This is a genomic window from Desulfarculaceae bacterium, assembly GCA_020444545.1.
GTDB lineage: Bacteria > Desulfobacterota > Desulfarculia > Desulfarculales > Desulfarculaceae > Desulfoferula.
In genome coordinates, this window is sequence record JAHLKT010000001.1 from 901874 (window position 1) to 924072 (window position 22199).

Sequence of the window (22199 nt, forward strand, 5' to 3'; positions counted from 1 at the left end):
TATAAATGTTAACCATTGACGACTTAGCAACTGTGGATACCTAAAACCAGGGAAGGGGAGGAGAAGTATGTCTCTTAAGAAAAAGATCATGACCCTTGGGGTGTGCGGGATGGCCCTGGCCGCCGTTCTGCTGATGGTTCCCGGGGGCGCCGCCGCCGAGGACGAGGTCATCAAGATGACCATGGCTCACGCCGACGTGGCCGACCCCACCCAGTACGTGCACGCGGGCGCGGTGGCTTTCAAGGAGTACGTGGAGAAGGCCTCCAACGGCAAGATCCAGGTGACCATCAGCGCGGGCGGCGCCTTGGGCAACACCGCCTCGCTGCAAGAGATGACCATGACCGGCGAGGTGGAGGCTTCCACCTCCCACACCGAAGGCACCATCGCCATCATCTATCCCAACATCCAGTGCCTCTCCGTCCCGTATCTGTTCCAGAACGTGGACCAGGCCCTGGAGGTCTTCCGGGGTGATTTCGGCCAGGCGCTGTTCGAGGACATGCGCAAGCAGACCGGCATCCGGGTGATCGGCATCTGGGACAACGGCGGCTTCCGCAACTTCACCAACAACAAGCGCGAGGTGCGCTCGCCCAAGGACATGAAGGGCCTGACCATCCGCACCATGGACAACCCGGCTCACATGGAGATCGTGCGCTCTCTGGGCGCCAAGCCCATCCCCATCTCCTGGGCCGAGCTCTACACCGCCTTGCAGACCGGCGTGGTGGACGGCGAGGAAAACTCCATCCCCACCTTCCTTTTGGGTTCCCTGCAAGAGGTGCAGAAGTATATGGTTATGGACGGTCACGTCTACAGCCAGCTGCACATGTTCGTCAACGACAAGTGGTTCAACGGCCTGCCCAAGAAGTATCAGGAGATCATCCTGCAGGGCGGCCAGGCGGCGGGTTACGCCGGCCAGCGGGCCAACCGCGTCTACCGCGACATCGGCCGCAACATCTGCATCAAGGCCGGCGTGCAGTTCTATGATCCCACCCCGGCCGAGCTGGCCGAGTTCAAGGCCCTGGCTCAGCCGCCGGTGACCAAGTTCATCCGCGAGAAGGGCGTCAAGGACCCCAAGTGGGTGGACGGCGTGCTCAAGGCCTCCGACGAGGCTCTGGTCAAGTTGGGCTACAAGAAGAAGTAATTGCCTTCGGCCTGCCCGGCCGCCCCGCTCGGGCGGCCGGGCAGGCCCGGCTCCCAGACCTCGACCCAAGGCGGATTTAACCCGGGGCCCTCGCTTTTTTTTCACGGCTTAACTGGTTAAAGCATTCTAGGTGTTTGCCGGAGGGCGGAATGAAGTTACCCCGCGTTCTTCAATTGGTGGGCTCGGTGGCCAACAAGGTGGCCGCCAACATTTCCATCACCTTTTTTTTCGCCATGACCCTGATCGTGTGGGCCCAGATCTTCTTCCGCTACGTTCTGGGCGACGGCATCGTCTGGGCCGAGGAAATCGCCAAGTTCATGATGGTGTGGATGGCCCTTTTGGGGGCCGCGGTGGTCTATTACGAAGGCGGCCACATCGCCATCACCTTTTTCATCTCGCGGCGCCCGGGCCTGCGCTACATCCAGATGTTCCACACCTTGCTGGGCGCGGTGCTCTTCGGCCTGCTCATCTTCTACGGCATCAAATACGCCTCCTTCGGCCTGATGTCCATTTCGCCCGCCAGCGGGATCAAGCGCTTCTGGCCCTATCTGGCCATTCCGGTGGGCGGAGGGTTCCTGTTCATCCAAAGCATCATCCGCCTGCTGCAAATGGCCCTGGGTTATGACCAGGGGCTCCCGGCCGAGGAATACACCCGGGAGCAGGAACGCGCGGACAAGGAGTTGGCCCGATGACCGCCATAATCATGTTCAGCATCATGGTGTTCCTGCTCCTGGCCGGACTGCCCGTGGCCATCATGCTGGGGGTGGTCTCCACCGCCTGGGTGATGTCGGCCGGCAGCTCCATCCAGATGGTCGCCTCGCGCATGTACGCGGGGATCGACATGTTCGTGCTCATGGCCATCCCCTTCTTCTGCCTGGCCGGGGAGATCATGAACCGCTGCGGCATCACCGACCGCCTGATCAAGTTCGTGGATTTTATGATCGGGCGGGTGCGGGGCGGTCTGGCCCAGGCCAACATCTACAGCAGTCTTTTGTTCGCGGGCATCACCGGCGCGGCGGTGGCCGACGTTTCGGCCCTGGGATCGATCTTCATCCCGGCCATGGAAAAGCAGGGCTACACCCGTAAGTTCTCGGCCATGATCACCGCGGCCAGCTCCATCATCGGGCCGATCATTCCGCCCAGCATCATCGTGGTGGTATACGGCGCGGTGACCGGGCTTTCGGTGGGCACTCTTTTCGCGGCCTGCATGATTCCGGGCGTCATCGTGGGCTTGAGCATGAGCGCCTTCGTGGCGATCATCGCCCGCAAGCGCAAATTCCCCAAGATCGAGGAGCCCTTCGAGATGAAGGCCTTCGTGGTGTGCTTCAAGGACTCCATCCTGGCCCTGATCATGCCCGTGATCATCATCGGGGGCATCTTCTCCGGGGCGTTCACCCCCACCGAGGCCGCGGCGGTGGCCGTGTTCTACGCCCTGCTGGTGGGCCTGGTGGTCTACCACACCGTCACGGTGCGCAACGTGCTGCAGTCGGCCCGCAACGCCATGCGCACCTCGGCCATGCTCTTTTTCATCATCGGCTTCGCCAACATCCTGGGCTGGATCATCGCCAGGGTGCAGCTTCCCGAAACCATCGCCAAGTTCATGCTCACCCTGAGCAGCAACCCCACCATCCTGCTGCTGTTGGTGCTGGTCCTGCTGCTGTTCGTGGGCACCTGGCTGGAGATCACCGCCAGCTGCATCATCCTGGCCCCCATCCTCTCGCCGGTCATGGTGCAGGTGGGGGTGCATCCGGTGCACTTCGCGGTGGTGATGGTGGTGGCGCTCAACGTGGGCCTGATCACCCCGCCCCTGGGGGTGGCGCTGTTCGCCGCGGTGGGCGTGGGCAAGGTGCCCTTCGAGGACCTGGTGGCCGAGCTGTGGCCCTTCTTCGCCCTGGACGTGCTGGTGCTGCTGCTCCTGGTTTTCATCCCGGAGCTTTCCCTGGCTGTCCCCAGGGCGCTGGGGTTCATACAATAGAGTAGATTCCCCCGCGGCCAAAAGCGGCCGGGACCGGCGTACTCTCCGGCCCGGCGCGGGCCCGTGGCCCGGCTGCAAGAACGACTTAATAGACCCCACCGAACGCTTGCCAGCGCAAGCGGAAGGGAGATCCCAAGCATGTTCTACCCCGTGGAAGTGCCCGGCCCCAGCCCGGACAAGAAGCAAGCCGCCGCCATGGTGGTGTTGAGCCCCTCCCAGTCCCGCCGCCTGGTGGCCAAGGGAGCGGTGGCCAGCCCCATCTTCCAGAAGGCCTACCAGGACGGCATGGTCATCATCGGCCGGGGCATCACCAACGCCTACGTGTGCGAGGAGCTGTTCGACATCTCCATCGCCAACAAGGCCAACCAGACCGTGGGCCTGGTTTGCGACGGGGGCACCAACAACGCGCGCACTCCCCCGCCCTGCACCTGGCACGTCATCGAGAAGGGCAAGGTGCTCGAAGACGCCGACTCCAACGCCGAGGTGGCCAAGTTCCGCCAGGGCGACGTGGTGGTCAAGGGAGCCAACGCCATCGACCACACCGGCCTGACCGGCACCTACGCCTCTTCCCTGAAGTGCGGCACCATGGGCGCCATGTGGCCCTATGTCACCCCCCGGGGCGGCGAGTTCATCGTGCCGGTGAGCCTGGAGAAGATGGTGCCCTGCGTGATGACCGCGGCCCAGCACAGCGGGGTCTATCACTTCGACAAGTCCACCGGCATGCCCGCCAAGATCGTCATGCTGCCCGAGGCCAAGGCCATCACCGAGATCGAGGCCCTGGGCATCCTGTGCGGGGTGAAGGCCTATCAAATCGGGGCCGGCGGCGTGGCGGGCTCGGAAGGCTCGGTGCACCTGGCCATCGAGGGCGACGCGGACAAGGTGGACCAGGCCTTTGAGCTCTGCGTCTCCCTGAAGGACGAGCCGCCGGTGGGCATGCCCGACGTGTACCTGATCGACGATCCGGCCGAGAAGGACTACGACGCGCGCGCCCTGCTGGAGATGGGCGGAGGGGTCTAGCCAGGGGGGCGACCCCGTCATCGCGTAACCACCGAATCTATCGCGGCAGCCGGCCCTCGGGTCGGCTGCCTCTTTTTAGGCCCCCTTTTCATCGCCCCTACCGGCCGCCCTCCCCAGAGCCCCATCGCGCCGGGCGCGCGGAGGAGCGATGATCAAAAGAACAGGGCTCTGACATGGGTAATTTCCCTGAAACGCGAGAAGAACAAATTAGGGGGTTCGCCTAGAATCCCGCGGCTTCAATGCTTGACACCAACCCCGGGGTGCCCTTTAATGGCCCAGCTACCGGCGCCCATTGGGCTTAATAGGGAAGACGGTGAAAGGCCGTCACGGACCCGCCGCTGTAACCGGTGACAAAGGCCGCAGTTTTGCCACTGCCCCATAGGGCGGGAAGGCGCGGCCCGAGGACGACCCGGGAGTCAGAAGACCTGCCGGCCAAATACGGACCCCACCAGCCGCCGCGGATTGCGGCAAGGGATGTTTCGCATCGCTCTTTGGTGGTCCGGCCTGGGGCGAAGAAGTAAACCAGGGTGCATTCCCCCAGCCCGTTTTGGGCTGGGGTTTTTTTGTGGGCTTGCGCGGCTAGCGAGCAAAGACAAGGAAGCCGGTGATTCAACTTCGTCGGGACATATGCAAAATCCTTGCAGCCTTCGCCGTCCTGGCCGGGGCGCTTTATCCAGGCCCGTCCTGGTGCGGCCAGCCCGCCGATTCCTTGTGCCCTGCTTATATTTGTATTGCCTACGGCCCGAGGATCAAGGAAAAGGACGGCTCCCTGACCCAGCGTTTTTACATCCAGGTCCCAAACGGCTGCCTGACCGGGCCGCGCGCCAAGAAAATGAAGCTGTCGGCCTTTTACCTGTCCCGCCGCGCCAGGGCCAAGGGACCGCGCTTCGCCCGGCCGCTGGCCATCAAATACCAAGCCGGCGCGCCTTGCGTGGATATCAACACCGGCCGGTTTTCCCGCATAGAGCTCCATGTGTCCGCCACCTGCGGCAAGCGGCGCTACCGGGCGGCCACGGTCATCTTTATGTTCGGCAAATCAAAAAAGGAAACCACCAACCCCCTGCCGCCCTCGCCCGGCCTGCGGCCCCCCCAGCCCTCCATCCATCTGCGGCCCAATCGGGGGCACTACTGGATGCAGACCGGTCAAACCTTTCGTTTCGTGTATCAGGGGAGCGCCAAGGTCCCGGGCGTGGCCCGGGTCATGGAAAACCAGCGGACCGAGGGCTCCCTCGCGATCGATCCCCAGGGCGCCTTCAGCTACATTCCGCCTCACGACCCCGAGCTGGACCGCGCCGAACCCAGCGCCTTTAAACAGACCGTGCTGCTGGTCAACGACGCCACGCCCCAGGGCATGGTCGCCTCCACCTTCACCCTGCTGCTGCACCGCTCGCGCTATGGCCGGCACCAGATGCTGCCCGGGCTGGCCCTGTTCGCCTTGGTGGGGCTTGTGGTGCTTTGCGGCGTGCTCCGCAGGAGAAGGAGGCCCTTGTTTTGACGGTCAAGGCGCTTCGTTTGATCACCCAACACACCATGTTCCTGGTGCTGACCTATGGCGGGCGCCTGGGCATCAGCCTGGGCAGCGCCTTGCCCTGCCTTTCCTGCCCCTATGTGTCCGGCTGCGGAGGCTACTGCTATCTGATGGCCCTGCAGAGCGGGGTGTGGGGCCTGGCCATGCCCCTGGGGGACATGGTCTCGGCCCAGGGCCTGGAGGCGCTTTATTACCTGGGGATCTTCGTCCTGCTGGCCGCCTTGTTCAACAAGCTCTGGTGCGGCTGGATCTGTCCCTTCGGCCTGATTCAGGACTGGCTGACCATGCTGCGCAAAAAGCTGGGCATCCGCGAGGCGCGGCTTTCCTGGCGCAACCGGGAGCGGCTCAAGCCGGTCAAGTATATCCTGCTGGCCTATCTGGTGGTGGTGCCCCTGCTGATCGCCCATGCCGGCCTTTCCGGCGATTTCGGCCTGCCGTTTTGCCAAATTTGCCCGGCCAAGCCCATCATGCCTCTGTTCGCCGGCATCACCCACCACCTGGCCCTGGACCTAACCAACACCATCACCCTGGTGTTTTCCATTCTGTCGGTGGGCATCGCCGGGGGCATGCTGGTGGGCATGTTTTACAAGGAGCGTTTCTTCTGCATCTTCTGCCCCATGTTGATCCTGATCCACGTGCTGAAAAAAATCAGCCCCATCCGCTTTGAAAAAGAGGTCGATGGTTGCCTGGGCTGCGGCAACTGCCACCGTATGTGCCCGGTGGACATCCGGGATGTGCAGGAGCAAAAGACCAAGAAAGACGTGCTGAGCGAGGATTGCATGCTGTGCCTGACCTGCGTCGAGTCCTGCCCCCAAGACAAGGTGCTCAGACTCAAGTTTTTGCAATGGCCCCTGTTTGCCTCGTCGCGCAAATACGTGGCGCGCCATTTCCCCATGAAAAAGAGAGCTCATGCCTCAGACGAATAATCCGCCCAATCAGGCGGGGCAACACCTCTTGGATCAGGTCAGGGCCCAGGTGCTGGCCGAGCACCAGGCCCAGGCGGACGCCCTGCGCCAACGATCCGACTACATCCCGGCCCTGGATTACTTCCTCGATCTGCTGGCGCGGCCCCTGTCTTTGGAAAAGATGCGCGCCGCGATTGGCCGGCCGGTCATGGAGCAGCTGTGCAACCTGGCCCCATATGAGCTGTTTCACGCCTTTGGGGTGCATCCCGTGCGCATGGGCTGCGGGTGCAATTCAGTGCAACGTCTGGTCGCCTCCGGCAATCCGGTGCTCATGTGCCCGGTGATGAAATCCAACCTGGGCATGCAACGGCTGCACGGCCAAGCCGGGGAAGAGGGGGCCGTCCGGGTGGTGCCCACCTCCTGCGACTGGGTGGTCAAGTACCCGGAAATGGCGCGGCAGGACGGTCGGGAGACCCATTTCCTGGAGCTGCCCCACTCGCGCCAGTCCGAAAAAGGCCAGCAACGCTGGCTGGAAGAGATATACGGCTTCGCGGCCTTGCTGGAAAAAAAGACCGGCAAGAAGCTCAAGCGGCAGCGCCTGCTGGCCTCCATCGAGGCCTTCATGCGGGCCTGGCGGGCGCTCCAGGAGCTGGCTGATCTTCGCAGGCGCCGCCTGATTCCCGGCATCTTTTTCATGGTGGTGGCCAACAGCTTTATGCTCGACGCGGTAGAGCCCTGGACCGAGCACCTGGGCCAACTGCTGGAAGAGGCAGCCTCGCGCCGGGCGGCCGCCACGGGCCGGGGCATTTTTCTGGCCGGGTCGCCCATCGCCTTTCCCAACTACAAGTTGCCCCACCTGATAGAAGAGGCGGGCATGGATGTATGCGCGGATGACCTGTGCACCTCGGAGCGGGTGTTGCCCGGCGCGGTCTGTTACGACGACCCCTCGGAGCACGGCCTGTTGCGGGCCTTGTCCGAACGCTATCACCGGGGATGCATCTGCCCCACTTTTGCCGATAATGAGCGCCGGGTGAACAGTATCCTCAACACCTGCCGGCAAAACGATATCCAGGGCGTGGTGTACCACGTGCTCAAGGGCTGCCACCCCTGTGACATTGAAAGCGTCACCATGGGCGAAACTCTGAAGCAACACGGGTACAAGTTTCTAAGGATCGAGACGGACTTCGCCAAGGAGGACAGCCAAAACCTCCTCACCCGCTTGGAGGCCTTTGGCGAAATCCTCTGACCTGGATGGGTTGCCCCTTTAAAACTGATCCAGCCCCTTTTTATGGCATCGCACGCGCCCAACGACAGGAGCGCGGCGAACGCCTCATAATCTGATATTTTATAGGCCCGTGTAACCGAACTCGATTTGCTTTACCTCAAGTGCGCGTCGGGAACGGCTCTAATCCGGACGAGGGCTAGCTCAATGATCTATGATTTCGACAAGATAATAGACCGAAACCAGACGAATTCGGTCAAGTGGGAGTTTGTGGGACGCCATGTGGCCGGAGCCAGAGACGACGCCCTGCCGCTCTGGGTGGCGGACATGGATTTCCCTTGCGCCCAGCCGATCATCGATGCCCTCCATGCCCGGGCGGATCGCCTCATTTTCGGCTACAGCGACCCCTACACCGTTGAATACTTATCCGCCGTGACCAACTGGTTTGAACGAAGGTTTAACTGGCTTATCGATCCGGAGCACCTTGTCGTAGCCCCCGGGGTGGTCCCGGCCATCGGCATCCTGCTTCGCATCCTGACCCAACCCGGCGAGGGAGTTATCATCCAGCGGCCGGTCTACTACCCCTTCACCCACATGATCACGGCCAACGGCCGCCGGGTGGTCAACAATCCGCTGTCTCTGACTGACGGCCACTACGCCATGGACTTCGTTGACCTGGAGGCCAAGGCGGCTGATACGGCCAACACCATGATGATCCTGTGCAGCCCCCACAACCCGGTTGGCAGGGTATGGACTCCGGAGGAGTTGACCCGGACGGCCGAGATTTGTCAAAAGCACAACGTGGTGCTGGTCTCCGATGAGATTCATTGCGACCTAGTACGCCGGGGCGTGACCCACACCCCGACAAGACTGCTGAGCGAAAACGACAAGATCATCACTTGCACCTCGGCCAGCAAGAGCTTCAACCTGGCCGGGCTTCACAACTGCAACTGCATTGTGGCCAGCGAAAAGATCAGGCAAGAGTGGCAGGCTGAGCAGCGGGGCCGCATGGGACTGTCCGGCGGTAACGCCATGGGCATAGCGGCCACTCAGGCGGCCTACAACCATGGGGAGGACTGGCTGGAGCAGGTCCTCGCTTACCTGGACGCCAACCTGCGGTTCATGGCCGAGTTCATTGCCAAGCGCTTGCCCAAGGCTTCCTTTGCCATTCCGCAGGGAACCTACCTGCCCTGGGTCGATCTGCGCGGCTACGGGCTGCCAGGGGCCGAGTTGGAGGACAGGATCCTCCGGCAGGCCAACATTGCTCTGGACCAGGGCTACATCTTCGGTCCCGAGGGCGAAGGCTTCGAGCGGATCAACGCCGCCTGCCCCAGAAGTATTCTGGCCGACTGTCTGGAGCGTATGGCCCAGGTTCTGGAGGGCTGAACCCCTTGACGGGGAGGTACGGCGGCCCGGAGAAGCCGTGGTAATGATGCAAGCCTAAGAATCGCGTATCCCGCCTAAGCCTAAAACGAGTGGCACCTTACGTTTTAAGCTCTCTTGATTATATAGCCCTCTGGGTCCACCTCGCGGCGGAGCACCTCGAGCGCATCCGTTTGGGGTGGGGAGGTCTGAGTTATCTCCGGCGCCTCCAGCAGCTCGAAGCCGGTGTTCTCGCGCACCGTTTCCAGGGTCACCCCAGGGTGCACCGACTCCACCCGCATGGCCTTGCTTTCGGGGTCGAATCCCAGGATGGCCAGGTCGGTGATGATCTTGTAAGGTCCGGTGTTCGGCGGCAGGCCCGCCTCCTCGCGCGCCCCGGCCCCGTCCAGGTAGCCGGGCGAAGTGAGGAACTCCACCTTTTCCACGAAACGCGAGCGGTTGTGCATGGTCATGATCATGGTGCGCCAGCAAAGGGAGGCGAAGTCATTGGCCCCGCCGCTGCCGGGAAAGCGCACCTTGGGCTTATTATAATCGCCCACCGAGGTGGAGTTGAGGTTGCCGTATTTGTCTATCTGGGCGCCGCCCAAAAAGGCGTAATCGACCATGCCCCGGGCGCAGGTGGTCATCATCTCGGCCATGCCGGCGGCGCAGTTGGCCTGGAAAAAGGTGCGCGAGTCGCCCACGGATATGGGCATTTTGCGTAGGCGGGGGGCCAGGCCGCCGGCCTCGAAGGCGATCACCAGGTTGGGGGCGTGGGTCTTCTGGGCCAGCATGGCCGCCGCGCAGGGCGCGCCGGTGCCCACGGCCACGGTCTTGCCGTCTTGCAAAATGCGCGCGGCGGCGCAGATCATCATTTCCATCATGTTGTACGAGGCGCTCATCACGGGCTCCCTTGAGGAAAAAGCAGGCCGAAAAGTTGCCGGGCGGCTCGGTTAGTCCGCCAGGCACTCCATTTCGCGCAGCTCGCGCAGGCGGTCCAACCCGCCGCACAGTTGCAGGTACTCGTTGAAGTCGGCCACCTGGTAGATGTACTTGTCCAAAAAGCGCGCGAACTCCTCGGGGTCCTTCTCGGCAGTCAGCCACTCGCGCAGGTGATCCTCATCAGAGAAATATTCATAGGGCATGTTGCCCGGGTAGCTGCCGAAGGGAGTGTGCACCACCGCGTCCACCAGGTAATAGGGAATGGCGGTGCGGTCGGGGTCCTGACGGATGGCCAAGTTGTCCACTAGGCGCTCGGCGGTGATGATCAGCCGCTTGGAGGCGCGGGCCAACTCCAGGTCGGCGATGGAGATGCCCTTTATACGGGCGTTGCCGAAGATATCGGCTTCGTGCACGTGGATGACCGAGACATCCGGCCAGAGGGCCGGCAGGGCTGCGTATTTCTTGCCGGTGAAGGGGCAGGTCACCACCTTGGCCGCCGAGCGGGCAAAGGTGTCGGTGCCCAGCATGGAGCGCACCAGGCCGTAGGACAGCCCCGCTGCCGCGGCCGACAGGCGCACCGACAGGGCGTGGTTGGTCCACTCGCAAAGCTCCACTTCGCCGGACTGCACCACCCGGCGGGCGTTGGCCGAAAGCCCCCTGGCCTCCAGGCCCACGATATAGGCGGCGTCCACTCGGTCCAGGCAGTGGCCCGCGCACAAGAGCTGGAAGTCGTGGGTGGAGGTGTGCCCCAAAAAGGCCATGTCCTTGCGCCTGGCCCGCAGGATTTCGTGGAGCACCGCGGTGGGGATGCGGTTGGCCCCGAAGCCGCCGATGGCCAGGTAGCTGCCGTCGGGGATGAATCGCTCCACCGCCTCCTTGGCACTCATGCGCTTGTCCGCCCCGCCGCGGGACTTATTTGCGAAAAATGTCCTGGCCGCGTCAGGGTCGGGATCTGTAAAAAGCGGCCCCTCTCCATGCGTCACACATGTTGGGGGTTCACCTTTTACTAGTTGATCCATGACCTTTTCCGTAAATCCACTTTGCATTTTGGCACCTTCGCACTCGATATATTGCCATCGCACAGCTAGCTGCTACTCAGTTGCCTCAGAGCCGGGGCGATAGGGGCGTGGCCGGTCCCCAATGGATAAAAGGGGAGACACCATGGGGACCGGCCCGGCCCAGGGAGGTAGTCTAGTAGCCGACCTTGCCCAGGCCCTTCAGGCCCAATATCTCGCGGGCCTCGGCCGGGGTGGCCGGTTCGATGCCCAGCTCGCGGGCGATGCGTATGATTTTGGCCACTTGCTCGCCGCTGTTTTTGGCCAGGACCCCTTTTTCCAAGTAGAGGTTGTCCTCCAGGCCTACCCGGGCGTTGCCGCCCAGGAGCAGGGCGTGAGTGGTCAGGGGGAACTGGAAACGTCCCGCGGCGCAGACCGACCAATGGAATTCGCCCAACTGGCGGCGGGCGGTATCCAACAAGTGGATCAGGTGCTCAACCGTGGCGGGTATGCCGCCCATGATGCCCAGCACGAATTGCAGATACACCGGGGTCTTGATGTGTCCGTCGTGGATCAACTGGGCTAGGTTGTTGATCATGCCCACGTCGTACACCTCGAACTCGGGCCTGGTTTCATGCTGGGCCATGACCTCGACGAACTTGCGGATGGTGTAGAAGGTGTTGGGGAAGATGAAATCCTCGGTGCCGCGCAGGTAGTCTTCCTCCCAATCGTGCCGCCACTCATGATAATTATCGGCCACGTGCGACAGGACGAAGTTCAGGGAGCCGGCGTTGAGCGAGGCCAGCTCGGGCCGCAGGTTGGTCACCACCTTGGAGCGGTTCTCCACGGGCTCTCCCAAGCGGCCGCCGGTGGTGGGGCAGAGCACTATGTCGCAGCGCTTTTTCACCTCGCCGAGGATGCGGCGGTAGATATCCTGGTCCGCGTTGGGCCGGCCGGTATTCTCCTCGCGCACGTGCACGTGGGCCACCGCGGCGCCGGCTTCGTAGGCGGTCATGATGTCGTCGATAATCTGCTGGGCGGTGACCGGCAGATGGGGCGACATGGTGGGAGTATGCACCGAGCCGGTCACGGCCGCGGTTATGATGGCCTTGTTCTTGGGTATATCCGACATGACAGGTTTCCTTCTGATCATTGCTTAGCTTGCTTGTATTGCCTTGAAATCGGCCATGAACTGGCGCACCATGCCCGGCAGGTCGCACGGCGGCCGCCAGCCCCATTCGTCGCCGGCGTTCGAATCGTCCAGATCCAGCCTGGCCACCCCGCTTATCATGCGGTTGATCCGGGCGTCCGGCGTAAAACTGAGCTGGGCGCCGGGGACGGCTCCGCGCACCTGTTCGACCAGCTCCTCGGCCGAGTAAGGCGGGTGAACCCCATTGACGTTGTAGACTCTGGTCTTGATGGCGCTCTCGGGCGCTTGCGATAGCTGCAACATGGCCTGGGCCGCGTCCCGGTAATAAATCACCGGGCAGCGGGTCTGGGGCTCCACCAGAATTTGGTAGGGCTGGCCCAGCAGAGGCTTCTCGATGGCCCAGCAGTTGTAGATGGACATATGCGCCACCTTGGAGCCGGGGCCCACCACCGAAGACAGGCGCAGCGCCCTGAAATCCAGACCGAAGCGGCGCTGGTAGTGCTTGCCCATCTGCTCGCCGAAAATCTTGCACACGCCGTACATGCTGGCCGGGTGCTCCACGGTGGCCTCGGTCACCGGTCCGTCGGGGATATCCTCGCCGTAGACCGCGATGCTGCTGGCCAGCACGAATTGCTTCACCCCGCTCAGGCGGGCCGCCTCCAGCAAGCGGTAAGTGCCGTGGATGTTCACCTCAAAGGCGCTCCAGGGGTCTTCCTCCGAAGGGACCGAGAGCATGCCCCCCAGGTGGAACACCGTATCCACCTCATGGCTGCGCATGTTCTCCACCAGCGCCGAGAGGCTCAGCATGGAGGAACGGACGTAGGCATACTTGCCCGCGATATCGGCCAGGGAGGGGCCGGGAGGGGCCGGGTCCAACAGCACGGGGCGATGCCCCTCGGCCAGGGCCAGCCGGGCCACCTGCGATCCTATGAAGCCGGTGCCGCCGGTAATCAGGATGGTCATGAAACTACTCCTCCGGACCTCTGACCAGCCCGCCGTTTTCCGGCGGCGGTGGGTCAGGGGATTGATTTATTGGTATGGGGCCAGGCCGTTCCAGCCGGCCGGAACCCAGTTGCCGGTTTGTGACTAAGGGCCGTTGATCGCGGCCTGGCATTTGCCAAGGCCTGATAATTTCGGCTGGGTGCTCCCGGGCGTTAATCCGCCGTGTGGCGATATCGGGTCAGGTCACGCATCGCTCAGTTGCGACATGAGGCCCTCCCTGTCCACCGCGCAGTCCAGGCGTCGCAGCTCCCGCCCCTTGTCCAGGACCAGCACGGAAGGCACGCGGCCCACGTCGTATCTCTGGGCGAGGTTTTTCCGGGTGGCTATGTCGACGGTTAAAATTTGATACCTGTCCGCGAGGCTGTGGTTCACCTCTTCCAGGAGGGTGCCGAAGGCCAAGCTCTTATTATCCATGGCATCCAAGAAAAGGAGCAGGACCTGTTTTTCGCTTTGCAAGACCTGGGTGTTGAAGGTGTGCAGCTCGTCGATATACCTCTCGGCGGCAACCGCCGCGGTGGCGCCGTCACCCGCCGCCGTGACCACCTGCCGCAAATATTTGATCCGGCTGTCCCCCGCGGCGTACACGCCTTCCAGATTGGTTTCCATCATTTCGTTGGTGGCGATATAGCCCCGCGAATCCATTTTCAGCCCACTGTCCGTCAGCCAGCGGGTGCAGGGCACCATCCCCACAAAGAAGAACACGCCCTGGCAGTCGCAAAGGGTGGACTCGCCGGTCTTCAAATTCTTTATCTTCACCGCGCTGACCGCCTGGTCGCCCACCACTTCTTCCACGGTGGAGTTCCACACGAACTTCATTTTCTCGTGGCGCAGGGCGCGCTCCCGGCTCACCTTGTTGCAGTCCAGAACGCCCTCGTCGTGGAGCACGATCACCGTGACCTGGCTGGCGTATTTGGCGATAACCATGCCCTCTTCAATGGCCTGGTCGCCGCTGCCCACCACCACCACGTGGTCCCCTTCATAAGACTCCGCGTCGCAGGTGGCGCAGTAGGAAACCCCGCTGCCCCGGAGTTCTTCTTCGCCCGGGATATTGAGAACCCTTGGTTCGCTGCCGACGGCTATAATCACCGCCTTTGCCGACAACTCTCTATTTTTCTTGGTGGTAAGCCTTTTTATTTCTCCGGCAAAATCGGTGGCAACGACTTCACCCCTTAGGAACTCGACGCCAAAGCTTTCGGCATGGCTTATGAAGTCAGCCATCAGCTCCGGGCCGCTGGTCCTGATGTATCCGGGGTAGTTGACCAGCTCTTGGGTGGCATCCACCGTGCCTCCGAGCACGCCCTTGTTGATGACCAGGGTCTTGAGCTTGGCCCTGCCGCCGTAAATCGCGGCGGCAAGGCCGGCAGGTCCGCCGCCGATGATGATCAAGTCGTAAGCCTGGTTGAGTGCCGCCATGTCGATCCTCTTCGCCCTGCCTACGCGGCCAGAACGCCGGCTATTTTCTCTTCGATCTGGTCGTCGTCCAGGTTGCCCACCTGTTTGCCGCGGAAGTCGCCCTCGTTGAAGTAGAGAATCTGGGGAACCCCCTTCAGGGAAAACCGCTGTTGCAGCTGCGGGTCTTCTTCCACATCCACGTAATAGAACCCGAATTTGCCTTGATAGTTGGGCTGTAGTTCTTCTAGGAGCGGAACCACCTGGCGGCAGACGTGGCATCCCTTGCGGGAGAATATGACCAGGCAAGGTTCGCCGTTGTCATAGACCACCTCTTCAAAAGAATCATCGTTGAGTTTCTGTAGCGCCATTGTCCGATCTTCCTATGCTGGTTCGCTATTGGTGCGATACCAATCCGATATCCGGGGAACTGCTTGCCGTGCCCCGGCAGGCAGTTCCCCGGCTGATGATCAATCCTCGATGATCTGGTAAACCGGCGCGCCCTCGCACTGGGCGGGCATCCTGACGCCGGTAAGGGTCGCGATGGTGGGAGCCACGTCCACCTCTCTGATGACCCGTTCGGTGACGCAGTGTTCCTTGATACCCGGGCCGGCGGCCACGAATATGGGCGAAACCGAAGTGTCGGCGTAGCCACATTGGGTGGCGAGCGAGTCGGCGTGAATCTTGTTGAAGCCCTCTTCGGTGAAATAGATGATGTCACCGCATTCAGGACCGTTCATGCCCAGGACCACGGCATCCTTGTTGCGCATGGCGATGGAGATCACCCTGCGGCCGGTCTTGGGATCGCGGTAGTTGTACAGGTCGGAGATGATCTGAAGCTCCAACTCGTACTGGTCCTCGGGGTCCACGATGCCGTGGGGATTGCGGCCCTTCAGGTTCACATAGATGTGATCACCACGCACCGCCACCGCCCGGGTCTTGCTCCAGTCGATTTCCTTGGTGTCGTTGCCATTCTCGTCCTTGACCATGACGGTGTAGCCCAGCTGGGCCATTACCGGCACGTTGACCCCGTGGATCTCGCCGAGGATTACCCCGTGGTACTCCTGGGTGATGAGGCCGTGGTCCGAGGTGATGATGATGGTCCAGCCTTGGTCCAGGAAGGGCAGGAACTTGGCCAAGTAGCGGTCCGTCTGGCGGTAGGCCTCTTCCTGGAAGCCCTGGTACTCGACCTCGTCGTTTTCCTTCCAGTCGTCCTGGTTGCAGGCGTAATGCCAGTAGTAATGGCCCACCCCGTCGAGGTTGTGCAGATGGGAGAAAATAATGTCGTACTTATTGTTCTCCATGAAATAGGTCAGGCAGTTGGCCTGCCAATCGCAGTAATGATCCCAGGAGGGAATCATGGTCTCGCGCACCAGGGTGGCGTTGGCGCCGTTGACCCGGAAGTTCACCGGAATGTTGCCGATATTTTCCACCACCTCTTTGTAGAGGCTCTTGGGGTGGAAATAATCATCGCGGCCCACCGGCGAGGCGTTGTTGATGATTATGGTGAGGTTGGAACCGTCCTCGGCCAACTCCAGCAAATGGTAGTTGCGGTTGCAGGGGATGTTTTCGCCCTCGTTGTCCTTGACGGTGTCGCTGACGTCGAACCTGATCTCACCCTTTTGCAAGGTGAGATAGGGGGATGCGTCCTTTTTGGATTTATAGAACTGCACGGTGTCATAGACGCCGTCTTGGTTTTTCAAGATGAGGCCCGGACGCCGTTCCAACCCATTGGAGACGATGAAGACAAACTCCTTGGCATCCTCGGGCGCCTCAGCCCAGCCGTCGGCCGGTTTGATCGCCGCCTTGCAGGTGTCGCAGATCATATTGCCCAGGGCTTCGATCTCGCACTCGTTGTCCTCCATGATGGAGAAAGAGAAGCCGGTGGACTTGTCGCCCGCCGCAATGGCCTTGCGGAACTCCGAGGTTTCAGCCCCCCCGCCGGCGTCTTCCATCAACTCTTCGGTGTTGTCGATGATGCAGCCTTGCCCCGGAGCCACATGGGAGGTGTTGGGCAGGTACTCGCTTTTGGCGAATTTCTCCGAGCCGGTCACCACCTTGAGGATATCTAGAAAGGGGATGCCGTTGTTGATGCCCGAAGGCTGGGTGCCGTCGACCACATGGAGGTTGGGACTATCGGAAGTCGGCGGCCAGGAAGAGCCGGGCCAGTGCCAGACCAAAGTTTTTTTGTCGGCCTCTTCGGCGAAGACATTCCAAAGCGGTTCGGCTTTGGATTTCCGGGAATCCAAGTTGTAGTGCAGGACATCCAGCTTCACCGGGTCTGAAGCGAAAAAGCAGGTGATGCCGTGGGTCCCGGGGTTGGCGCCCGTGGCCAAGGTGGTCCACATCGGGGGCGTAACCGTCGGGACACCGCCCAACATGACCAGATCCTCTCTGGCCGCGCCCCTGACGGTAAATTCTTTCAGGGCGGGCATATCACCCTTGTCCATCATCTTTTTGGCGAACCTGGGGTCAAACCCGTCCACGCCAAGAACTATTACTTTTTCAGTCAGGGCTTTTCTTTCCATGACTATCCCTTCTCATCCAACAGGATGTATTAACGAGTCTTGGTCGGTCTCAGATGTTTGCCGCCAAGCGATCTCTTGCTCGTGGTTGAAAGATCCGGCTAGCGCCAAGTGTCCCGGCCAGCGGCCAGGCGCATCGGCTTTCACGTCTTTCACTTCATAAGGTTCGGCAAGAAAGTCGCGATTTGCGGGAAGATGGTCAAAACGATCATCATGAATATTTGCATCAATATGAAGGGTATGACTCCCTTGAAAATCTTCACCATGGGAATGTCTGGAGCACAACCTGATATGACGAAAACGTTGATCCCCACGGGCGGGGTTATCTGTCCCATTTCCATCATTATCACCATCATCACGCCGAACCAGATGGGGTCGAAACCCGCCTGGATAACCGCCGGATAAATGATCGGAAGGGTGAGAATCATCATGGGGATGATGTTCATCAAACATCCCAGGATCAGGTAAAGGACGAGAATGAGGAGAAGGATCCAGTAGGGAGAAAGACTGTAGGATACGATTAGGTTGGGCAGCAGGAAAGGTATCTTGGTCAGGGCGATAAAGTAGGACAAGACCTTCACGCACATCAGAATCATGAAAATCATTGCCGTCAGTTCGCCCGTGGCCAGCAATGACAGCTTGATTTTTTCCCAGGACAACCGCCGCGACATCAGACCGATGAAAAGAGCGCCGATAGCTCCCACGGCTCCCGCCTCGTTGGGGCCGAACACCCCGAAGTACAACCCGCCGATCACCACCATGAACAGGAGCAACATCTGCCAGGTGTTGCGCAGGCCGCGGATCTTCTGCTTGAGGTTGAAGGCGGGGCCGCAGGGCCCCAGCGCCGGGTTTATCTTGCAGCGGACGTATATGGAGGAGAGGAAAAGGGCCATGAGGAGCAAGCCGGGGATGAAGCCCGCCATAAAGAGCTCACCGATGGATTGCTCGGTCATGACCCCGTAGATCATAAAGCCGATGCTGGGAGGTATAAGGATGCCCAAGGTGCCGCCGGCCGCTATGGTGCTGGCGCTCAGGGAGTCCTTATAGTTGAACCTGCGCATTTCCGGCAGGGCAATGGTGGACATGGTCGCGGCCGTGGTGGTGCTGCAGCCGCAGATGGCCGCGAACCCGCCACAGGCGGTGATGGTGGTCAGGGCCAACCCTCCCGGCTGGTGGCCGAGCCACTTGTATCCCGAATCGAACAAGTCCTTGCTGATCCCGGAATAGAAGGCGAACATGCCCATTAGGATAAAGGCGGGTATGACGGCGAAATTCCATTCGCTGGCCGCCATCCAGGGGCCCATTCCCACCAGCGGGAGGGTGCTCGCAATTCCCTTCAGATACCAAAGGCCCTGCAGGCCGGTAATGGCCATGCAGTAGGCAATCGGCATCCGCAGAAACATGAGCAGCAACATAAGGCCCACGAAAAGCAGGCCCGTGGCCAGGTTGGAAAGATACAGCTCAAAAGAATCCATGAGCCAAGGAAGCATAATGAAAAACAATGCGGCCACGCCTGCCACCACGGTCCAGTAGCGGCAGACATGACCGAATTGCAACGCTTCGCCGACGGCTCTTAAGGCTTGGGTAATAAGCACCAGAACCAGGATCACGCACCCCAACACGCCGATCATTATGGCCGGCCAGTGAGGCAGCCCCAGGATGTCTCCAGCCTCGCCGGAGGCATACTGCTCCATGCCGTAGACAAACAGCCGCCAGGTGATGACGCTGAGTATGTATACGCTCAAGGTGGAGGTGAAGACGTTGACGATGGCGCGGGCACGGGGTCCGAGATGTTCGTAGAAGAGATCGATACCCACGTGGCGCTGTTCAACGGCCGCATAGGCCACCGAGAGGAAAACCACCAGAGGTAAGACGAATTCCGTGAGCTCGACGGTACCGGGTATCGGGTAGTTCAGAAGGTACCGCATGCAAACATCGGTAGCGATGATGCCGACGAACAGCAGTATCAGTCCCGCCCCAATGCGATTGATGACGGTGGCCAAAGGGTAGACACCCTTTTCGAGCAGGTGCGCTACGTGGTTGAGCATTTGTATTTTCCCTAGTTGTTCCACCAAGAAGCGGCAGGATAATCAGCCTTCTCGTACTTCGCGGTCGCCTTCTTGAGTTCGGCGATGATCTTGTCGCCGTTCAGCCCCTTCTTGGCGACCATTTCCCGCCAATCTTTGGCAATGGGCTGGACTGCATTGATCCATTTTGCCCGTTCGGCAGGCGGCAGGACGTAAATCTCTTCGTTGCGGGCCGCTTCCTCCTCGGCTATGCGTTGGCTGTAGTTTTCCAAGGAGACGCCGCAAAGCGCGGAAGCGGAGTGCGCCAGCTCCTCAAAAACCTTCTGAACTTCGGGGGGAAGGGATTTCCACGTATTGAGGTTCATGATGACGGCAACGGGCACCACGGCCATGTTGGCGATGGTATGGCAGGAAAGAAGATCCGTCATTTTGAGAGACTTGAGGATAGCCCAGGGATAGTAGACCCCATCCACCGTGCCCTTTTCCAAGGCGAGATAGGTGTTGGAAAGGCTGGCGTTCTGCACCGGGGTCGCGCCCAGGTCCTGCAGCACCTTCACGTCCAGGCCGGCGCCGCACCCGATACGCAGCCCATCCAGGTCCTTGAGGGTTTTAACCGGTTTGTCGGTGGTATGGATGTTCTTGATGTCACCAGTGAACATCATTATGGGTTTCACTTTGGCGTACTCGGCCTTCATTTCCGGGGAGCTCTGATAAAAGCTCCACACGGCGGCGCCACCTTGGCGCGGCCCTTGGAACATGAAGGGGATGTTCACCGCCGAGCTCACCGGGAAGACCGCCGCCTGATAGGTGGGGATAAAGGAGCCGATATCAGCCGAGCCGGTCCTGACCATGTTGTAGACCTCGGGCATCTTGGCCAGGCTGGAGCCGTTGAAGAAGGTAATCTTGACTTTGCCATTGGTGCGCTTGGCAACCTCGGCGGCCCACTTTTCGAACACCTTGGTAACCAGGTGGGTCGAGCTGTAGAAGTTGGAAAAATTGAGCTCGATGACTCGCGAGCTCCTGGCTTGAACCATGGTCGACGAGACCATCGCCAAGGCGAAAGCGCACAGCAGTACCGCAACACCCCTGACAGTCTTTTTCATCCCTAACCCTCCAGTTGCTATTTCAGGCTCACCGCTCCGCGGACCCTCTTCCGCCGACCCCCGGCAATTCAGCCAAACGATGCCAAGAGAAAGACGCGGTTTTCAGACAGACAGCTTTCGCCCGCCGGAATCGCCCTGTTTTGTTTAAGTGCACTTAAGCACTTTTGGCACTAGTAGCACGCACGGCGCTTTTATGTCAATGCATATAAATTACGCACTGAGACCCAAAGCAAGGGGCAGCTTGGCCCAAGCAGCATGGGCTCGCGTGCCCCCCGTCCCACCAGCGGAAGGCCGAGAGGAAGTAAGCTTGCAGCCAGCCAATTGAATCAATACGGTCGTTTATAATTAAAATTAAATTACAATGGGTTATCGGTGGTGCACGCTGCCTGGCGGGAGCACCGGAAGGCGTTTGGAAAACACCCTGTCGAGATTATGGCGGATCAGTTGTCGGCTTCCCCTTGCCCACATGTAGAACCAACGGGAGCCGGTTGAACCAGTGCCTTGCCGGAGCACATTGACGGCTCAAGATATTTTGCTCCTGATTTGCAACTCTCTCGGGATTAGGGGAGCAGTTTTAGCGGGTTACCATGGTGAATACTGAAGAGGCCGCTCCAGGGATCGCTGCCACTATTGGGTTTCTCCTGCCTTGGGAAGGGCACGGACTTATCTCCAAGGCGTCCCGGGAGACACGAGCGTACACGTCCACCGGGGTTGGTGGGCACGCTCCAGATGGATTCGTCCCGGGAGTCCGGTCGGAGGCCTTTGGCTGGCCTAAGCAGCAGAGCAGTGTATAGGCGCCACACCAATCGAAGCAGATCTACCCTAGCTTCCAGACTCTCTGATACCGGTGGTCCACATCCCGCCACTGCGAACCATTCTGAGGCGGAAACTATATATGTCTCCCCGGTAGGCGGTGCGGCCAAAAAGGATGGGACGTCCGCTGACCGAATAGTTGGTTCTGAGCATTATTAGCATGGGGCTGTTTTCTTCAATCCCAATCAATTTTGCTTCTTCTTGGGTCGCAAGCGCTGCTTTGAAATCAGCCTCGGCTTCGCCCAAGCTAATTCTTAATTTATTTTCCACCGTATCAAATAAATTGTGATTCAAATCATACTTAGCCAAACGCTCGCCAATATCGTATTGCCAATAACTTTCCCATACGCCTATTGGTCTTGAATTTGTCTCCAAAAGTTTTTTGACAGTATAGACGGTGCTTGACTTGGATACTTCCAGCTTCTGGGCGATCAGTTCGTTGGCCTTCATGGTGTTGATAGCCAGGACGTGGGTCTTCGGCTTCAATCCAAGCAGTTCCATTTCCTCTATAAAGCTGTACAGCGGGCTGCTGTTTTCATCTGCATTTACCCGCCGTATAAAAGTTCCTTTTCCCGCTTTTCGATAGACGTATCCAGACTGCACCAAGCTTTGCATGGCTCGCCTCAAAGTCGTGCAGCTGACTCCATATTCCTCCATCAGCGACTTTTCAGTGCCTAAAAAATCTCCCGCCTCAAATTTGCCGGAAACAATCTGGTCCTTGATTTCCTTAAACAGTTGAAAATGCAACGGTACAAAAGACCCTTTATTCATCGGGATATCTCCGCCACTGAACGATAATGTGCTTATAAGCTTTTAACATAGCACGCAACAGCATAATTACCAAGTTAATTTATAAGCTTAGAACCAATCTGCCCATTTTTCAGCATGAGAAATTCATTTCCAAGATACGCTTTGGTGTTAAACGGCTCCCTACGCAAAGGCGTAGCCGCTGTGTCATAACGCCATCCCCGCACAAAGCGATCAGTGCTCACGCCTTCATTTGATCCTACCCCAACCCCCTAGGGACCGTACCTCCAAGACACGGTCCCTTGATACCTGCGTTTCGGGACTCTTTACAAATGCGTCCTGGCCCATTCAACCGGGTT

Annotated in this window: 18 protein-coding genes and 1 riboswitch; of the genes, 8 read left to right on the plus strand and 10 right to left on the minus strand. The window is 60.1% G+C overall.

From position 1 onward, the window contains the following. Positions 1 to 67 precede the first annotated feature (67 nt). From dctP to KQH53_04290, 8 genes are all read left to right on the plus strand, one after another. Positions 68 to 1138 (plus strand): TRAP transporter substrate-binding protein DctP, encoded by a 1071-nt coding sequence (gene dctP / locus KQH53_04255; GenBank protein ID MCB2225869.1) that lies wholly within the window; start codon positions 68 to 70, stop codon positions 1136 to 1138. A gap of 149 nt (positions 1139 to 1287) precedes the next feature. Next, complete coding sequence (locus KQH53_04260; GenBank protein ID MCB2225870.1) at positions 1288 to 1830, plus strand: TRAP transporter small permease; 543 nt, start codon at positions 1288 to 1290, stop codon at positions 1828 to 1830. Continuing rightward, complete coding sequence (locus KQH53_04265) at positions 1827 to 3113, plus strand: TRAP transporter large permease (GenBank protein MCB2225871.1); 1287 nt, start codon at positions 1827 to 1829, stop codon at positions 3111 to 3113. The genes KQH53_04260 and KQH53_04265 overlap by 4 nt, the downstream gene beginning before the upstream one ends. Positions 3114 to 3251: 138 nt before the next feature. Continuing rightward, a complete protein-coding gene (locus KQH53_04270) occupies positions 3252 to 4130 on the plus strand; it encodes a hypothetical protein (GenBank protein ID MCB2225872.1) in 879 nt (292 codons plus the stop codon). A gap of 266 nt (positions 4131 to 4396) precedes the next feature. Continuing rightward, positions 4397 to 4578, plus strand: a riboswitch (cobalamin riboswitch). A 384-nt stretch (positions 4579 to 4962) separates the two neighbouring features. Further along, the gene (locus KQH53_04275) at positions 4963 to 5625 is read left to right on the plus strand and encodes a hypothetical protein (protein MCB2225873.1); all 663 of its coding nucleotides are present in this window, start codon (positions 4963 to 4965) and stop codon (positions 5623 to 5625) included. Continuing rightward, positions 5622 to 6584, plus strand: coding sequence for a 4Fe-4S binding protein (locus KQH53_04280; protein ID MCB2225874.1), 963 nt, complete (start codon positions 5622 to 5624; stop codon positions 6582 to 6584). Before KQH53_04275 ends, KQH53_04280 begins: the two co-directional genes overlap by 4 nt. Beyond that, positions 6568 to 7809, plus strand: coding sequence for a 2-hydroxyacyl-CoA dehydratase family protein (locus KQH53_04285; GenBank protein MCB2225875.1), 1242 nt, complete (start codon positions 6568 to 6570; stop codon positions 7807 to 7809). Before KQH53_04280 ends, KQH53_04285 begins: the two co-directional genes overlap by 17 nt. 183 nt (positions 7810 to 7992) lie before the next feature. Beyond that, entirely contained in the window at positions 7993 to 9171 is a 1179-nt protein-coding gene (locus KQH53_04290; GenBank protein ID MCB2225876.1) for a pyridoxal phosphate-dependent aminotransferase, read from the plus strand. Positions 9172 to 9275: 104 nt separating this feature from the next. Here KQH53_04290 and KQH53_04295 read toward each other — a convergent pair whose 3' ends face one another. From KQH53_04295 to KQH53_04340, 10 genes are all read right to left on the minus strand, one after another. Then, the gene (locus KQH53_04295; GenBank protein ID MCB2225877.1) at positions 9276 to 10049 is read right to left on the minus strand and encodes a hypothetical protein; all 774 of its coding nucleotides are present in this window, start codon (positions 10047 to 10049) and stop codon (positions 9276 to 9278) included. A gap of 51 nt (positions 10050 to 10100) precedes the next feature. Then, complete coding sequence (locus KQH53_04300; protein MCB2225878.1) at positions 10101 to 10976, minus strand: hypothetical protein; 876 nt, start codon at positions 10974 to 10976, stop codon at positions 10101 to 10103. A gap of 304 nt (positions 10977 to 11280) precedes the next feature. Next, complete coding sequence (locus KQH53_04305; GenBank protein MCB2225879.1) at positions 11281 to 12216, minus strand: 3-keto-5-aminohexanoate cleavage protein; 936 nt, start codon at positions 12214 to 12216, stop codon at positions 11281 to 11283. A 24-nt stretch (positions 12217 to 12240) separates the two neighbouring features. Then, the gene (locus KQH53_04310; GenBank protein ID MCB2225880.1) at positions 12241 to 13197 is read right to left on the minus strand and encodes an NAD(P)-dependent oxidoreductase; all 957 of its coding nucleotides are present in this window, start codon (positions 13195 to 13197) and stop codon (positions 12241 to 12243) included. Positions 13198 to 13419: 222 nt separating this feature from the next. Next, positions 13420 to 14649, minus strand: coding sequence for an FAD-dependent oxidoreductase (locus KQH53_04315; GenBank protein ID MCB2225881.1), 1230 nt, complete (start codon positions 14647 to 14649; stop codon positions 13420 to 13422). A 20-nt stretch (positions 14650 to 14669) separates the two neighbouring features. Further along, on the minus strand, positions 14670 to 14996 hold the full coding sequence (locus KQH53_04320; GenBank protein MCB2225882.1) for a thioredoxin family protein: 327 nt from the start codon (positions 14994 to 14996) through the stop codon (positions 14670 to 14672). Positions 14997 to 15095: 99 nt separating this feature from the next. Further along, entirely contained in the window at positions 15096 to 17153 is a 2058-nt protein-coding gene (locus KQH53_04325) for an alkaline phosphatase family protein (protein MCB2225883.1), read from the minus strand. 149 nt (positions 17154 to 17302) lie between these two features. Continuing rightward, positions 17303 to 19198, minus strand: coding sequence for a TRAP transporter large permease subunit (locus tag KQH53_04330; protein MCB2225884.1), 1896 nt, complete (start codon positions 19196 to 19198; stop codon positions 17303 to 17305). An 11-nt stretch (positions 19199 to 19209) separates the two neighbouring features. Then, on the minus strand, positions 19210 to 20280 hold the full coding sequence (locus KQH53_04335) for a TRAP transporter substrate-binding protein (GenBank protein MCB2225885.1): 1071 nt from the start codon (positions 20278 to 20280) through the stop codon (positions 19210 to 19212). Positions 20281 to 21102: 822 nt separating this feature from the next. Next, a complete protein-coding gene (locus KQH53_04340) occupies positions 21103 to 21864 on the minus strand; it encodes a GntR family transcriptional regulator (GenBank protein ID MCB2225886.1) in 762 nt (253 codons plus the stop codon). Positions 21865 to 22199 lie beyond the last annotated feature (335 nt).

What these genes read in the sequence shown, in the direction of transcription:
- dctP (MCB2225869.1), top strand. Translation starts at nt 68, where the DNA reads ATGTCTCTTAAGAAAAAGATCATGACCCTTGGGGTGTGCGGGATGGCC.
- KQH53_04260 (MCB2225870.1), top strand. Translation starts at nt 1,288, where the DNA reads ATGAAGTTACCCCGCGTTCTTCAATTGGTGGGCTCGGTGGCCAACAAG.
- KQH53_04265 (MCB2225871.1), top strand. Translation starts at nt 1,827, where the DNA reads ATGACCGCCATAATCATGTTCAGCATCATGGTGTTCCTGCTCCTGGCC.
- KQH53_04270 (MCB2225872.1), top strand. Translation starts at nt 3,252, where the DNA reads ATGTTCTACCCCGTGGAAGTGCCCGGCCCCAGCCCGGACAAGAAGCAA.
- KQH53_04275 (MCB2225873.1), top strand. Translation starts at nt 4,963, where the DNA reads ATGAAGCTGTCGGCCTTTTACCTGTCCCGCCGCGCCAGGGCCAAGGGA.
- KQH53_04285 (MCB2225875.1), top strand. Translation starts at nt 6,568, where the DNA reads ATGCCTCAGACGAATAATCCGCCCAATCAGGCGGGGCAACACCTCTTG.
- KQH53_04290 (MCB2225876.1), top strand. Translation starts at nt 7,993, where the DNA reads ATGATCTATGATTTCGACAAGATAATAGACCGAAACCAGACGAATTCG.
- KQH53_04295 (MCB2225877.1), bottom strand. Translation starts at nt 10,049, where the DNA reads ATGAGCGCCTCGTACAACATGATGGAAATGATGATCTGCGCCGCCGCG.
- KQH53_04300 (MCB2225878.1), bottom strand. Translation starts at nt 10,976, where the DNA reads ATGAGTGCCAAGGAGGCGGTGGAGCGATTCATCCCCGACGGCAGCTAC.
- KQH53_04305 (MCB2225879.1), bottom strand. Translation starts at nt 12,216, where the DNA reads ATGTCGGATATACCCAAGAACAAGGCCATCATAACCGCGGCCGTGACC.
- KQH53_04310 (MCB2225880.1), bottom strand. Translation starts at nt 13,197, where the DNA reads ATGACCATCCTGATTACCGGCGGCACCGGCTTCATAGGATCGCAGGTG.
- KQH53_04315 (MCB2225881.1), bottom strand. Translation starts at nt 14,649, where the DNA reads ATGGCGGCACTCAACCAGGCTTACGACTTGATCATCATCGGCGGCGGA.
- KQH53_04320 (MCB2225882.1), bottom strand. Translation starts at nt 14,996, where the DNA reads ATGGCGCTACAGAAACTCAACGATGATTCTTTTGAAGAGGTGGTCTAT.
- KQH53_04325 (MCB2225883.1), bottom strand. Translation starts at nt 17,153, where the DNA reads ATGGAAAGAAAAGCCCTGACTGAAAAAGTAATAGTTCTTGGCGTGGAC.
- KQH53_04330 (MCB2225884.1), bottom strand. Translation starts at nt 19,198, where the DNA reads ATGCTCAACCACGTAGCGCACCTGCTCGAAAAGGGTGTCTACCCTTTG.
- KQH53_04335 (MCB2225885.1), bottom strand. Translation starts at nt 20,280, where the DNA reads ATGAAAAAGACTGTCAGGGGTGTTGCGGTACTGCTGTGCGCTTTCGCC.
- KQH53_04340 (MCB2225886.1), bottom strand. Translation starts at nt 21,864, where the DNA reads ATGAATAAAGGGTCTTTTGTACCGTTGCATTTTCAACTGTTTAAGGAA.